The 13,129-nt window shown below is 68.7% G+C and carries 13 protein-coding genes; 3 read left to right on the plus strand and 10 right to left on the minus strand.

Annotation, left to right across the window (positions count from 1 at the left end):
* Positions 1-6 precede the first annotated feature (6 nt).
* The 3 genes from lptC to BM109_RS13735 are packed head-to-tail and all read right to left on the minus strand — an operon-like array spanning position 7 to position 2,200.
* Positions 7-654, minus strand: a complete 648-nt coding sequence (gene lptC, locus BM109_RS13725) for an LPS export ABC transporter periplasmic protein LptC (protein ID WP_093343580.1) — start codon at positions 652-654, stop codon at positions 7-9.
* Positions 651-1,199, minus strand: coding sequence for a KdsC family phosphatase (locus tag BM109_RS13730; RefSeq protein ID WP_093343582.1), 549 nt, complete (start codon positions 1,197-1,199; stop codon positions 651-653). Before BM109_RS13730 ends, lptC begins: the two co-directional genes overlap by 4 nt.
* The gene (locus tag BM109_RS13735) at positions 1,199-2,200 is read right to left on the minus strand and encodes a KpsF/GutQ family sugar-phosphate isomerase (RefSeq protein WP_093343583.1); all 1,002 of its coding nucleotides are present in this window, start codon (positions 2,198-2,200) and stop codon (positions 1,199-1,201) included. Before BM109_RS13735 ends, BM109_RS13730 begins: the two co-directional genes overlap by 1 nt.
* A 166-nt stretch (positions 2,201-2,366) precedes the next feature.
* Here BM109_RS13735 and BM109_RS13740 point away from each other — a divergent pair, with 166 nt between their 5' ends.
* Positions 2,367-4,352: a monovalent cation:proton antiporter family protein gene (locus BM109_RS13740; RefSeq protein ID WP_093343585.1), complete on the plus strand. Its 1,986-nt coding sequence runs from the start codon at positions 2,367-2,369 to the stop codon at positions 4,350-4,352.
* Positions 4,353-4,364: 12 nt separating this feature from the next.
* On the opposite strand, the gene BM109_RS13745 is transcribed toward BM109_RS13740, so the two are convergent.
* The 7 genes from BM109_RS13745 to rpmH all read right to left on the minus strand — a co-directional run bounded on the left by BM109_RS13745 (position 4,365) and on the right by rpmH (position 10,062).
* On the minus strand, positions 4,365-5,318 hold the full coding sequence (locus BM109_RS13745; RefSeq protein ID WP_093343586.1) for a zinc-ribbon domain-containing protein: 954 nt from the start codon (positions 5,316-5,318) through the stop codon (positions 4,365-4,367).
* Positions 5,319-5,395: 77 nt separating this feature from the next.
* Positions 5,396-5,857, minus strand: coding sequence for a Crp/Fnr family transcriptional regulator (locus BM109_RS13750; RefSeq protein ID WP_093343587.1), 462 nt, complete (start codon positions 5,855-5,857; stop codon positions 5,396-5,398).
* A gap of 106 nt (positions 5,858-5,963) precedes the next feature.
* Positions 5,964-7,373 (minus strand): tRNA uridine-5-carboxymethylaminomethyl(34) synthesis GTPase MnmE, encoded by a 1,410-nt coding sequence (mnmE, locus tag BM109_RS13755; RefSeq protein ID WP_093343589.1) that lies wholly within the window; start codon positions 7,371-7,373, stop codon positions 5,964-5,966.
* Between the two features lie 76 nt (positions 7,374-7,449).
* Entirely contained in the window at positions 7,450-9,138 is a 1,689-nt protein-coding gene (gene yidC, locus BM109_RS13760; RefSeq protein ID WP_093343590.1) for a membrane protein insertase YidC, read from the minus strand.
* Positions 9,135-9,422 carry a membrane protein insertion efficiency factor YidD gene (gene yidD / locus BM109_RS13765; RefSeq protein ID WP_093343592.1) on the minus strand — a complete coding sequence of 96 codons (288 nt, stop codon included), beginning with the start codon at positions 9,420-9,422 and terminating at the stop codon, positions 9,135-9,137. The genes yidC and yidD overlap by 4 nt, the downstream gene beginning before the upstream one ends.
* On the minus strand, positions 9,419-9,841 hold the full coding sequence (locus BM109_RS13770) for a ribonuclease P protein component (RefSeq protein ID WP_093343593.1): 423 nt from the start codon (positions 9,839-9,841) through the stop codon (positions 9,419-9,421). The genes yidD and BM109_RS13770 overlap by 4 nt, the downstream gene beginning before the upstream one ends.
* A gap of 86 nt (positions 9,842-9,927) precedes the next feature.
* Positions 9,928-10,062 (minus strand): 50S ribosomal protein L34, encoded by a 135-nt coding sequence (rpmH, locus tag BM109_RS13775; RefSeq protein ID WP_007834827.1) that lies wholly within the window; start codon positions 10,060-10,062, stop codon positions 9,928-9,930.
* 374 nt (positions 10,063-10,436) lie between these two features.
* Between rpmH and dnaA the strand changes: the two genes are divergently transcribed.
* Both dnaA and dnaN read left to right on the plus strand, forming a co-directional pair.
* A complete protein-coding gene (gene dnaA / locus BM109_RS13780) occupies positions 10,437-11,816 on the plus strand; it encodes a chromosomal replication initiator protein DnaA (protein ID WP_093343595.1) in 1,380 nt (459 codons plus the stop codon).
* Between the two features lie 121 nt (positions 11,817-11,937).
* Positions 11,938-13,044: a DNA polymerase III subunit beta gene (gene dnaN / locus BM109_RS13785; protein ID WP_093343596.1), complete on the plus strand. Its 1,107-nt coding sequence runs from the start codon at positions 11,938-11,940 to the stop codon at positions 13,042-13,044.
* The last annotated feature ends 85 nt before the right edge of the window (positions 13,045-13,129 follow it).

Raw genomic sequence — 13,129 nt, forward strand, 5'->3', positions numbered from 1 at the left:
CGGCGCTCAGCGCTTGCCCGCGGCGCCGGCCGCCTTGGCCGAAGGCACCATCGTGCCGCGCACGCGGCCGTTGAGGTTGGCGATGCCGGTCAGGTTGTCGTAGTCCATCGTGTCGGCGGTGAACTGGTCGGTGCCGCGGATCAGCGTGACGGGCTTGTTCGACTGCACGCGCTCGGTGTCGAGGAAGGCATGCAGGAAATCGCCGCGGAACTCGAGGCGCGGCGAGGTCTTGCCGTTGGCGCCGACGGCCGCGTCGCGGATGACGACCGCGTTGCCGAACAGCTGGATCTCGCTGCCGTCGGAGTTCGACAGCCCGCGGTTGGCGGTGGCGTGGGTGGTGAAGCCCTGCGGCGACACCGAGCGCATGCGCACCTCGTCGACCTCGATGGTGTCGGTGTCGGGGTAGTGCCGGCCTTCCTTGCCGAACAGCTCGCTGCGCAGGTCGCCGCTGGGCAGGAAGTTCTTGATGACGAAGCCGCGCATGAAGTAGTCGGGCTCGTGGGTGGGCGCGACCTTGGCGGTCGGCTCGAGCAGCTTGGGCGCGTTGCGCACCAGCCAGTAGGTGCCGAGCGCGACCGCGGCCGTCAGGATGATCGGCAGGTAGATGGTGACGCGATCGAGGACGTCGCGCAGGAGGTTCCAGGCCTGCTTCATAGGGCGGTGTTCCGTGCGACGTCGAGCAGGCGCCGGTACTGTCCGCTGGCCGTGACCAGCAGATCGCAGAATTCGCGCGCCGCGCCTTCGCCGCCGCGCGCGCGGGTCACGTAGCGCACGGCGTCGCGCACCTCGACGTGGGCATTGGCCGGCGCCGCCGCGAAGCCCACGCGCCCCAGCACCGGCAGGTCGGGCCAGTCGTCGCCGATGGCCGCGGCCTGCGGCCAGCCGAAGCCCAGCGACTGCAGCATGGCCTCGGCGGCCGGCAGCTTGTCCTCGGTGCCGTAGCGCACGTGCTCGATGCCGAGCGCCTCGAGCCGCACGCGCAGCGGCTTGGAATCGCGCCCGGTGATCACCGCGGGCAGGATGCCGGCCTTGCGCAGCAGCTTCAGGCCGTAGCCGTCGAGGATGCTGAAGCGCTTGAGGGTCTCGCCGTGCTCGGTGAAGTAGACGCCGCCGTCGGTCAGCACGCCATCGATGTCGAAGAAAGCGATGCGGATGTCCTGCGCGGCGAGCAATGTCTCTGGCTGGAATTCGAAGGGCATCAGATGACCTTCGCGCGCATCAGGTCGTTGATGCTGAGGGCGCCGATCAGCAGGCCCTCGGCGTCGACCACCAGCACGCTGGTGATGCGATGCTGTTCCATCAGCTCGGCCGCCTCGACGCCCAGCGCGTCGGCGCGCAAGGTGCGCGGACCGCGGTGCATGACGTCGGCCGCGGTGAGGCCGCGCAGGTCCCCGCCGGTCTCGACCCTCCGGCGCAGGTCGCCGTCGGTGAAGATGCCGATGGCGCGGCCCTCGGCATCGACCACCGCGGTGGCGCCCAGGCCCTTGGAACTCATCTCGCGCATCAGCTCGCTGAAGCTGGCACCCGGCGCCACGCGCGGCACGTCGGCGCCGGTGCGCATGAGGTCGCTCACATGCGTGAGCAGCTTGCGCCCCAGCGCCCCGCCCGGATGCGAACGCGCGAAGTCCTCCGAGCCGAAGCCGCGCGCATCGAGCAGCGCCACGGCCAGCGCGTCGCCCATCGCCATCTGGGCGGTGGTGCTCGCGGTGGGCGCGAGGTTCAACGGGCAGGCTTCCTTGGCGACGCCGGCGTCGAGCACGATGTCGGCGTGCCGGGCGAGCGTGGAATCGGCACGGCCCGTGATCGCGATCAGCGGCACGCCCTGGCGCTTGACCACCGGCAGGATCACCGTGAGCTCCTCGACCTCGCCGCTGTTGGAGATGGCGAGCACGAGGTCGACCGCCTTGATCATGCCGAGGTCGCCGTGGCTGGCCTCGGCCGGGTGCACGAACATCGCCGGCGTGCCGGTCGATGCCAGGGTGGCGGCGATCTTGCGGCCGACGTGGCCGCTCTTGCCCATGCCCATCACGACCACGCGGCCGCGCACCTCGAGGATCTTGCGCACGGCATCGACGAAGCTGTCGCCCACGCGCGCCTTGAGGCCGAGCACGGCTTCGGCTTCGATGTCGAAGGTGGCGCGTGCCCGCGCGAGCATCGCGGCGGGATCGACCACGGGGGGCGTGGGGGGGCTGGAGGGCATCGGCGGATTTTACGGGCCGCGCCCCGCCGCCCCGCGGTTCCCGGCGAGCCCCTACGCCGCGACCCGGAATGGGCCCGAAAGCCGCGCCGCGCGGGGCCCGCGGCGCTTCAGGCCCCGGTAAGCCCCTCGCCACGCGCGCACGGCTCTTGCTCTAGCATCGCCCACCATGTCTTCGTTCGATCTCACGCTCTTGTATCTGGTGGCCGCGGTGATCGGCGTGGTGGCATGCCGCTTCCTCAAGCTGCCGCCGATGCTCGGCTACCTGACGGCCGGCGTGCTGATCGGCCCGCATGCGCTGGCGCTGGCGCAGAACTCCGAAGGCATCCGGCACCTGGGCGAATTCGGCGTGGTGTTCCTGATGTTCGTGATCGGGCTCGAATTCAGCCTGCCCAAGCTGCGCGCGATGCGCAAGCACGTGTTCGGACTCGGGCTGCTGCAGGTGCTGCTGACGATGGCGATCGCCACCGTGGGCGCGCTGCTGATCGCCTCCTTCCTGCCGCCCGACTGGCGCCTGGGCTGGCAGACCGCGCTCGCGCTCTCGGGCGCGCTCACCATGAGCAGCACCGCCATCGTGGTCAAGCTGATGGCCGAGCGGCTCGAGCTCGAAAGCGAGCACGGCAAGCGCGTGATGGGCGTGCTGCTGTTCCAGGACTTGGCGGTGGTGCCGCTGCTGGTGCTGATCCCCGCGCTGGGCGCGCCGCCCGAGGCGCTGGCCAAGGCGCTGGGCTTCGCGCTGCTCAAGGCCTGCCTGCTGATCGGCGTGCTGCTCTATGGCGGGCCGCGCGTGATGCGCTGGTGGCTCACCTTGGTGGCGCGCCGGCGCAGCGAGGAGCTGTTCATCCTCAACGTGCTGCTGGTCACGCTGGGCCTGGCCTGGCTCACCGAGCTCGCGGGCCTGAGCCTGGCGCTGGGCGCCTTCATCGCCGGCATGCTGGTCTCGGAGACCGAATACAAGCACCAGGTCGAGACCGACATCCGCCCGTTCCACGACGTGCTGCTGGGCCTGTTCTTCATCACCGTGGGCATGTCGCTCGACTGGCACATCGTGGTCGAGCGCTGGGTGCTGGTGGCGGTGCTGCTGCTGGTGCCGCTGCTGTTCAAGCTCGGCCTGGTGACGCTGCTCGCGCGCAGCCTGGGCGCGACCTCGGGCGTGTCGCTGCGCACCGGCCTCTACCTGGCGCAAGCCGGCGAGTTCGGCTTCGTGCTGCTGACGCTGGCGCAGGAACGCAGCCTGCTGCCGCCCTGGCTGGCCAACCCGGTGCTGGCCTCGATGGTGCTGTCGATGCTGGCCACGCCCTTCATCGTGATGTACAGCAACGCGATCGTGCGCAAGCTGGTGGCCAGCGACTGGCTGCAGCAGTCGCTGCAGATGACGAGCATCGCGCGCAAGACCATCAACACGGCGCGCCACGTGATCATCTGTGGCTACGGCCGCTGCGGCCAGAACCTCGCGCGCATCCTCGAGCGCGAAGGCATCCCCTACATGGCGCTCGACCTCGATCCCGACCGCGTGCGGCAGGCCGCCGCGGCCGGCGACTCGGTGGTGTTCGGCGACGCGGCGCGGCTGCAGGCGCTGATGGCCGCGGGCCTGGCGCGCGCCAGCGCGGTGGTCGTGACCTACCTCGACGTGCCCGGCGCGATGAAGGTGCTGGCCAACACGCGCGCCCATGCGCCGCAGGTGCCGGTGATCGTGCGCACCCAGGACGACCACGATCTCGAGAAGCTGCAGGCGGCCGGCGCGACCGAGGTGGTGCCCGAGGCCATCGAGGGCTCGCTGATGCTCGCCAGCCATGCGCTGGCGCTGGTCGGCGTGCCGATGCGGCGCGTGATCCGCGTGGTGCAGGACCAGCGCGACGCGCGCTACAACCTGCTGCGCGGCTACTTCCACGGCGCCGACGACGACAACGCCGACGAGCTCGACCACGAGCGCCTCAACACCTTCACGCTCACGGCCGGCGCGCGCGCCATCGGCCAGACGCTGGAGCGGCTGTCGCTGCAGGGCCTGGGGGTGCGGGTGGCGAGCCTGCGGCGCCAGGACGGCCAGCCGCGCGTGCCGGCCGAGGACACCGTGCTGTCGGACGGCGACACGCTGGTGCTGTCGGGCAAGCCGGCGGCGCTGGCGATGGCGATCGAGCGGCTGCAGAAGGGCTGAGCCCGACCGAGCTCAGTTCACAAGCGTCGGGTTGCGCTTCTCTTCGTCGAGCTGCTGCTGGCGCCGCACCGCCTCGCACTGCGCATGGCCGCGGAACTCGGCCTTGGCGCATTGCGCGGCCATGCACTGGGCCTTGGCGATGAAGTTGCGGTCGCCGCACTGCGATTGCGGATCGGCCGGCGCGGCCACCGGTGCCGGCGCGGGAGTCGCCGCGGGTGGTGGCGCTGCCGCGGGTGTCTCGGCCGCAGCCGGCGCTGCTGCGGGCGTCGCCGCCTTGCGCGCGGCCTTCGGCGGGGCAGCCGCGGTGGGCTTGGTTACGGGCGCGGGGGATTCCTCCACGGCCGGCGCGGCGGGTGCCACGGGGGCCGGGGGCGCTTCCGCCGCCGGAGCAAGAGCCGGCTCGACGGGCGCGGGCGGCGGTGCCGGCACCGGTTGCGGCGCGGGCGCCACGACAGCCGGCGTGGGCGCCGCAGGCGCGGCACCGCGGCTGCCGAAGCCATACCAGCCCGCCGCGATCATCGCCACGCCCAGCACCAGCAGGCCGACCCAGAGCCACATGCCGCTCCGGCCGACCGCCGGCTGGGCTGCCTGGGCCTGCGCGCGCTCGCGGCGGCGCGCACGCCGGGCCTCGGCGGATTCGTCGGACGAGGCTTCCGGCTTCGGCGCGCGCTTCGGCTTGCCGGCGCCGACCAGCACGGTCCGGTCGGCATCGCCATCCTGCGGCTGACCGTTGCCGCCGCCGGGCGTGACGGCGGCCGCATCGTAGAGCTCGCCGGGAATGGTCGGAGCGCGCAGCTGCGCGGGCGCGGTCGCGGCCCATTCGCGCTCGAAGCGCGTGCTCGGATTGGGCGTGGGCGCGGCCGGAACCGGCGGCGCGGAAGCCGGCGTCAGCCGCTCGCCGCAGCGCATGCAGAAGTTCGCGCCCTCGCGGTTCTCCGCGCTGCAGACGGGACAGATCAAGGCCATGGCGAAGTGAGGCAATCGAGGAAAGGCATGCTGGCTGGCAGGGGCCGCATGGGGGCTCGTCGTCCAGTGGCGGCGCCTCAGGTCACCGCGACCCGCTTGGAGCGGTGCGCCATGCGCTTGGCGATGACCGCGCCGAGCGCCATCGTGAGCTCGAGCGCGAGGTTCGGCTGACGGTTCGACATTTCCGAGAAGCGGGTGGTCGTGAGGCGCCAGACCCGGCCGGCACCCGTGACCACCACGTTGGCCGCGTGCGGCTGGCGCGAGAAGAACGAACCTTCGCCGACCACCGACCCCGCGGTGAGCACCGCCAGGCGCATCTGCTCCTTGCTGCTCACGCGGTGCACGCTGATCGCGCCGCTCTCGAGGAAGAAGACCGAACGGTCCTGCGCGCCCTGGGCGATCAGCACGTCGCCGACGGTGACGTCCTGCGGCTGCAGATACCCGGCCAGCGTGTCCCACTGCTGAACATTGAGGATCAGCGCAAAGGCATCGTTGCTGGTGTTGTCCGCGATCGCGCGGCTCAGGTTCTGGATGGACATGCTGCTCTCACTTGCCCCCGGGCAGTTCAGCCGGAGTATCCGCGAACGGCCCACATTTCGGCTACAAATGTTTACGCAATGACGGCGCCGGCCGCGCCGAGTGTCGCTATTTGCCGATACAGAAACGCGAAAAGATGACACCCAGCAGGTCGTCGGCGCCGAACTCGCCGGTGATCTCGTTGAGCGCGTTCTGCGCCAGCCGCAGTTCCTCGGCCAGCAGGTCGAGCGACTGGGCATGGGCCGCCAGGTGCTCGGCCGCCAGCGCCAGGTGCATCTCGACCTGGCCGAGCGCCTGCACATGGCGCGCGCGCGCCAGGTACACGCCCTCGGGCACGGCCTGCCAGCCGGCCATGGCCAAGAGCTGCTCGCGCAACGCCTCGATGCCGGCGCCGGTCTTGGCCGACAGCGCGATGCCTTCGGCCGGCGCGGGCGCCGAGCCAGCCGCGTCGAGCTTGTTCCAGACGTCGAGCACCGGCACGCCCGCAGGCAGCTTCTCGCGCAGGCCGCGCAGGATCTCGGCGTCGGCCGCGGCGTAGTCGGGCGCGGCGGCGCGCGTCAGGTCGTGCAGGAACAGCACCGCATCGGCGCTCTCGATCTGGCCCCAGGCGCGCGCCACGCCGATCTGCTCGACCTCGTCGCTGCTCTCGCGCAGGCCTGCGGTGTCGGCCACGTGCAGCGGCACGCCGTGGATCTGGATGGTCTGCGACACCACGTCGCGCGTGGTGCCGGCCACGGCGCTCACGATCGCGAGCTCGGCGCCGGCCAGCGCGTTGAGCAGCGAGCTCTTGCCGGCATTGGGCTGGCCCGCGATCACCACCTTGATGCCCTCGCGCAGCAGGGCGCCCTGGCGCGCGCGCTGCTGCACGGCCGCGAGCTGGCCCTGCAGCCGCACCAGCTGGCCCGCGGCATCGGCCTTCTGCAGGAAGTCGATCTCCTCCTCGGGAAAGTCGAGCGTGGCCTCGACCAGCATGCGCAGGTGGATCAGCGCATCGCGCAGCGTGTGGATCTCGCGCGAGAAGGCGCCCGACAGCGAGCGCCCGGCGCTGCGCGCCGCGGCCTCGGTGCTGGCGTCGATCAGGTCGGCGATCGCCTCGGCCTGGGCCAGGTCGATCTTGCCGTTGAGGAAGGCGCGCTGGCTGAACTCGCCGGGCTCGGCCACGCGCAGGCCCGACAGGCGCGGGCGGCCGGTGACGGCATCGGGCTCGGCCGCGGCCTCGAGGCAGCGCGCCAGCAGCAGCTGCAGCACGACCGCGCCGCCATGGGCCTGGAGCTCGAGCACGTCCTCGCCCGTGAACGAATGGGGCGCGGGGAAATGGATCGCCAGCCCGTGGTCGACCGCCTCGCCCGCGGCATCGCGAAAGGGCAGGTAGGTGGCCTCGCGCGGCTTGAGCGGCCGCGCGCACAGCGCCTCGATCAGCGGCGCGAGCCGCGCGCCCGACACCCGCACGATGCCGACCGCGCCGCGGCCGGAAGCGGTGGCGATGGCGACGATGGGATCGGAGGCGCGGGCGAGCATGGGCGGATTCTTTCAGCAAAAACGACAAAGGGCCGCTCGCGCGGCCCCTCGGGGGAAACGGTGACGCTGCGCCGGCCTACTTGCCGAGCACGCCGAGCCGCTTGTTGATCACCCACTGCTGGGCGATCGACAGGATGTTGTTCGTGATCCAGTACAGCACCAAGCCGGCCGGGAAGAAGATGAACATCACGCTGAAGGCCAGCGGCATGATCCACATCAGCTTGGCCTGCATCGGATCGGGCGGCGTCGGGTTCAGCCAGGTCTGCAGCAGCGAGGTGGCCGTCATCACGATCGGCAGGATGTACCAGGGGTCGGGTGCCGACAGGTCGGTGATCCAGCCGATCCAGGGCGCGTGGCGCATCTCGACCGACGACAGCAGCACCCAGTACAGCGCGATGAACACCGGGATCTGGATCACGATCGGGAAGCAGCCGCCCATCGGATTGACCTTCTCGGTCTTGTAGATCCGCATCATCTCCTGCTGCATTTCCTGCGGCTTGTCCTTCAGCCGCTCGCGCATTTCCATGATCTTCGGGTTGATGGCCTTCATCTTGGCCATGCTCGCGTAGGCCTTGGCGTTGAGCCAGTAGAAGGCGGCCTTCAGCAGCACCACCAGCGCCACGATCGACCAGCCCCAGTTGCCGATCAGGCCGTGCAGCTGGTTGAGCAGCCAGTACAGCGGCTTCGAGATGATCGCGAAGATGCCGTAGTCCTTGACCAGGTCGAGGCCGGGCGCGATGGCTTCGAGCTTCTTCTCTTCCTCGGGGCCGGCGAACAGCGTGCTGTTGACCACCTGGGTCGCGCCCGGGGCGATCTTCGGCAGCGTGGCCACCATGGCGATGGTGTAGAGGTTGTCGCCCAGGTCCTTCACGCGGAATTCGCGCTTCAGGCCTTCGCTGGCCGGGTCGCCGCGCAGCAGCCAGGCCGACACGAAGTAATGCTGGACCATCGCGATCCAGCCGTCGTTGGCGGCCGGCGGGGGCTCGACCTTGCCCTTGGTGATGTCCTTGAAGTCGAGCTTGTGGAACTTCTTCTCGTTCGTGTAGGCGGCCGGACCGGTGAAGGTGTTGGTGCCGAACATGGTGCTGGCGGCCACGGTGCCGTGGCGCAGCAGCTGCATGTAGAGCTGCGCGTCGCGCGGCTGGTCGCTCACGTTCACGACCTCATGGCGCACGCCGATGGCGTAGTCGCCGCGGTGGAACACATAGGTCTTGACGTACTTGAGGCCGCCGACGGGGGCGCTCTCGAAGCCGACCTCGAGGGTGTTCTGGCCGGCGGCCATTTCGCGCGGACCGGCCTTGGGCGCCATCGGCGTCAGGTGGTTCGGGAAGCGCTCGCCGGTGTCGACCTGGTTCAACAGGCCGGTCTGTGCGAGGTAGCGCGTGGCCGGCGAGCCGTTCTCGAACAGCACCACGTGCTTGGTGCGATCGTTTTCGTCGTACTTGAGCAGCTCGAGGTAGTTGACCGTGCCGCCTTCGCTGTCGATGGTCGCCTTGAACAGGTCGGTGGTGACCGTGACCTGTTCCTTCGGCGCGGCGGCGGCGGCCTGCGTGGGCACGGCACCGGCGCTGGCGCCCGGTGCGGCACTGGCGCTCGGCACGCTGCTGCCGGCGCCGCCGGTGGTGGACGCGGGCGCCGTGACGGCGGGCTTGGTCGAGGGCAGGAAGGTCGGCTTGTTGCCGTTGAAGACCTGCCATTGGTCCCACAGCAGCACCAGCGAGAACCCAAAAATCACCCACAGGATCGTGCGGCGGATATCGTTCATGACGAAGACTTCTTGTCGGAGGAGAGAAGAGACGAAAACAGCGAGCCTGACCGGTTCGTGCGACGCTGTGATTTCGGTGGGACCGGATCGTGCCCGCCCTGGCACCAGGGCTGGCAGCGCGCGATGCGGTGCAGCGTGAGGTAGCTGCCCTTGAGTGCGCCGTGCACCTCGAGCGCCTCGATCGAATAGACCGAACAGGTCGGCTCGAAACGGCACGACTGGCCGAGCCAGGGGCTCAGCAGCAGGCGATAGCCTTTGACGAGGCCGATCAGCAGGCGTTTCATGGAGAAGACCGTGCGGGTGGCGCGGCAGGCGCGCGCGCCGGTGCCGGGCGCGCGGCGCGCTCCAGCAACAGTTCGAGTTCGGCCCGCACGGCTCGCTTGAGCCGCTCGGACGAGGCACTCACGAATTCCTTGCGGTCGAAGGCGGCTTTCAGGCGAACCACGTGCGCCGCGCGCGGCAATCCCGCGTGGGGCAGGGCGCTCACGCTGTAGATCTGGCGCTTGATCGCATTGCGCGTGACCGCGCGGCGCGCCCAGCGCTTGGGCACCATGGCACCCAGCCAGACGTCGTCGGACGCAAAAAGCTGCGCGCTCGATTCGGAATCGAGCGCGCAGCGATGCAATGCGAAATGGGCAGTGCGGGCCACGGTGGCACCTGCGAGAACGGCCTGGAATTGCGCGCGGGTCTTGAGCCGCTGCATGGGAGCCGGACTGGACACGCCGCTGGCGCGAGCCGTCGAAGCTGGCCCCGGCGTTCCTGCTGCTGGCAACTGCCGTGGGTCGGGCGTCAGACGGCCAGGCGCTTGCGGCCCTTGGCGCGGCGTGCGTTGATGACGGCACGGCCGCCACGGGTCTTCATGCGGACCAGGAAGCCGTGGGTACGGGCGCGGCGGACTTTGGATGCTTGGTAGGTGCGTTTCATGATGAGATTTCCTGATTCCCCTGTTTCTTCGGCATTTCCGCGCGGTCATCGGGCCATGGGGAATCCATGGGCTCGACGGGCGAGGAATGCGCGAAAGGCGCTGGGTGCGGTTGGTTCCGGCTTCGTTGTTGGCTGGGCCGGTGATTTCGGTCGGACCCCGAAAGACGCAAAGAGGTTTTCAGGGAAACCCGCAATTATCGCAAACATTCGGCCGCACAACAATCTTCGAGCGACTTTGCGGGCCTTTCGCCGGCCGCCCGGGGTATGTGGATAAGGTTTTGACAAGTTAGAATGCCCGGCGCCTTCCAGCAGAGAATATCCACAATACAAACAGCAAAAAATGGCAGAGGGAACCATCCAAAATCCGAGCACCCATGTCGACTGACGGCGTCGGCGAAAGCCTCTGGCAGGCCTGCGTCGATCAGCTCGCGCAGGAGCTGTCCGAGCAACAGTTCAACACCTGGATCAAGCCCCTCACCGCCGAGGTCGCCGACGACCTCTCGCGCATGACGGTGTTCGTCGCCAACCGCTTCAAGCTCGACTGGATCCGGGCCCAGTACGCCGGCAAGATCGCCGGCATGGCCGAGAAGATCTATGGCCAGCCCGTGGTCGTCGAGTTAGCGCTTGCTCCTCGGGAAATCCCCGTGCGTGCTGCACCGGTTGCGGTCATGACCGAAACCGACGTGCCGCGCGACGTGGCCGGCCCGGGCGAGGAACCGCCGGCCGCCGGCTTCAAGAACCGCCTCAATTCGGGCCTCACCTTCGACACCCTGGTCGAGGGCACGGCCAACCGCATGGCGCGCGCTGCGGCGATGCACGTGGCCGGCATGCCGGGCCATCTGTACAACCCGCTTTTCATCTACGGCGGCGTGGGGCTGGGCAAGACCCACTTGATGCACGCGGTGGGCAACCGGCTGCTGGCCGACCGGGTCGATTCCAAAGTTCTCTACATCCACGCCGAGCAGTTCGTCTCGGATGTGGTCAAGGCCTATCAGCGCAAGACCTTCGACGAGTTCAAGGAGCGCTACCACTCACTCGATCTGCTGCTGATCGACGACGTGCAGTTCTTCGCCAACAAGGACCGCACGCAGGAAGAATTCTTCAACGCCTTCGAAGCCCTGCTGGCCAAGAAGTCGCACATCGTGATGACCAGCGACACCTATCCCAAGGGTCTCGCGGACATCCACGAGCGGCTGGTCTCGCGCTTCGATTCGGGCCTCACGGTGGCGATCGAGCCGCCCGAGCTCGAGATGCGCGTGGCGATCCTGATCAACAAGGCCCGCGTCGAAGGCGCCGAGATGCCCGAGGAAGTCGCCTTCTTCGTGGCCAAGAACGTGCGCTCCAACGTGCGCGAGCTCGAGGGCGCGCTGCGCAAGATCCTGGCCTATTCGCGCTTCAACCAGAAGGAGATCTCGATCGCCCTGGCGCGCGAGGCGCTGCGCGACCTGCTGTCGATCCAGAACCGGCAGATCTCGGTGGAAAACATCCAGAAGACGGTGGCCGACTACTACAAGATCAAGGTCGCCGACATGTACAGCAAGAAGCGCCCGGCCTCGATCGCGCGGCCGCGGCAGATCGCGATGTACCTGGCCAAGGAGCTGACGCAGAAGAGCCTGCCCGAGATCGGCGAGCTGTTCGGCGGACGCGACCACACGACCGTGCTGCACGCGGTGCGCAAGATTTCGGGCGAGCGCCAGCAGCTCACCGAGCTCAACCAGCAGCTTCACGTGCTCGAGCAGACGCTCAAGGGTTGAAACTGAAAACCAAAGTCAACCAGGCCGGACGCCGCGACAGCGGAGAATGGCGGTCTGTGCGGGGCGGTGGGGCCCTGATCGACCAAGCTGATTCAAAGAGATAAGAGAAGAGGTAGAAGACATGATCGTCCTGAAGGCAACACAAGACAAAGTCCTCGCCGCGCTGCAGTCGGTGGCGGGCATCGTGGAACGGCGACATACCCTGCCGATCCTCGCCAACGTGCTGATCCGCAAGACCGGTGGCCAGATCCAGCTGACCACCAGCGACCTCGAGATCCAGATCCGCACCACCGCCGAGCTCGGCGGCGACGAAGGCAACTTCACCACCACCATCGGCGCGCGCAAGCTGATCGACATCCTGCGCACCATGCCGTCCGACCAGACCGTGAGCCTCGAGTCGAGCGCGAGCAAGCTGGTGCTCAAGGGCGGCAAGAGCCGCTTCACGCTGCAGTCGCTGCCCGCGGAAGACTTCCCGCTGGTGCAGGAAGCCGCCAACTTCGGCCCGGTGTTCAGCGTGCCGCAGAAGACGCTGAAGGACCTGCTCTCGCAGGTCTCGTTCGCGATGGCCGTGCACGACATCCGCTACTACCTCAACGGCATCCTGTTCGTCGCCGAGGGCAAGCAGCTGAGCCTGGTCGCCACCGACGGCCACCGCCTCGCGTTCTCCTCCGCCACGCTCGACGTGGAAGTGCCGCGCCAGGAAGTGATCCTGCCGCGCAAGACTGTGCTCGAGATGCAGCGCCTGCTGTCGGACGCCGAAGGCGCGATCGAGATGCAGTTCGCCAACAACCAGGCCAAGTTCAGCTTCGGCGGCATGGAGTTCGTCACCAAGCTGGTCGAGGGCAAGTTCCCCGACTACAACCGCGTGATCCCGAAGAACCACAAGAACTCGGTCACGCTGGGCCGCGCGCCACTGCTGGCCAGCCTGCAGCGCACCGCGATCCTGACCAGCGAGAAGTTCAAGGGCGTGCGCCTGAACATCGAGCCGGGCACCTTGCGCATCGCCTCGAACAACGCCGAACAGGAAGAAGCGCAGGACGAGCTCGACATCGACTACGGCGGCGACGCCATCGAGATCGGCTTCAACGTCACCTACCTGATCGACGCGCTGGCCAACATGGGCCAGGACATGGTGAAGCTGGACCTGGCTGATTCCAACAGCTCCGCGCTGTTGACCATCCCCGACAACGCGTCCTTCAAGTACGTCGTGATGCCGATGCGGATCTAGTCACCCCGCATCGTCGCAGCGCCCTGGCGCACACAGCCCGCGGTTCGCCCCCGCGGGTTTGCGCTTTCAAGAGGCCTGAAAAACC

Source organism: Variovorax sp. PDC80 (assembly GCF_900115375.1).
GTDB lineage: Bacteria > Pseudomonadota > Gammaproteobacteria > Burkholderiales > Burkholderiaceae_C > Variovorax.

Bases quoted from the DNA above. Each gene is read 5' to 3' on its own strand.
- lptC (WP_093343580.1), bottom strand. From the start codon at position 654: ATGAAGCAGGCCTGGAACCTCCTGCGCGACGTCCTCGATCGCGTCACC.
- yidD (WP_093343592.1), bottom strand. From the start codon at position 9,422: ATGAAACGCCTGCTGATCGGCCTCGTCAAAGGCTATCGCCTGCTGCTG.
- dnaN (WP_093343596.1), top strand. From the start codon at position 11,938: ATGATCGTCCTGAAGGCAACACAAGACAAAGTCCTCGCCGCGCTGCAG.
- BM109_RS13770 (WP_093343593.1), bottom strand. From the start codon at position 9,841: ATGCAGCGGCTCAAGACCCGCGCGCAATTCCAGGCCGTTCTCGCAGGT.
- BM109_RS13735 (WP_093343583.1), bottom strand. From the start codon at position 2,200: ATGCCCTCCAGCCCCCCCACGCCCCCCGTGGTCGATCCCGCCGCGATG.
- rpmH (WP_007834827.1), bottom strand. From the start codon at position 10,062: ATGAAACGCACCTACCAAGCATCCAAAGTCCGCCGCGCCCGTACCCAC.
- BM109_RS13730 (WP_093343582.1), bottom strand. From the start codon at position 1,199: ATGCCCTTCGAATTCCAGCCAGAGACATTGCTCGCCGCGCAGGACATC.
- BM109_RS13745 (WP_093343586.1), bottom strand. From the start codon at position 5,318: ATGGCCTTGATCTGTCCCGTCTGCAGCGCGGAGAACCGCGAGGGCGCG.
- yidC (WP_093343590.1), bottom strand. From the start codon at position 9,138: ATGAACGATATCCGCCGCACGATCCTGTGGGTGATTTTTGGGTTCTCG.
- mnmE (WP_093343589.1), bottom strand. From the start codon at position 7,373: ATGCTCGCCCGCGCCTCCGATCCCATCGTCGCCATCGCCACCGCTTCC.
- BM109_RS13740 (WP_093343585.1), top strand. From the start codon at position 2,367: ATGTCTTCGTTCGATCTCACGCTCTTGTATCTGGTGGCCGCGGTGATC.
- dnaA (WP_093343595.1), top strand. From the start codon at position 10,437: ATGTCGACTGACGGCGTCGGCGAAAGCCTCTGGCAGGCCTGCGTCGAT.
- BM109_RS13750 (WP_093343587.1), bottom strand. From the start codon at position 5,857: ATGTCCATCCAGAACCTGAGCCGCGCGATCGCGGACAACACCAGCAAC.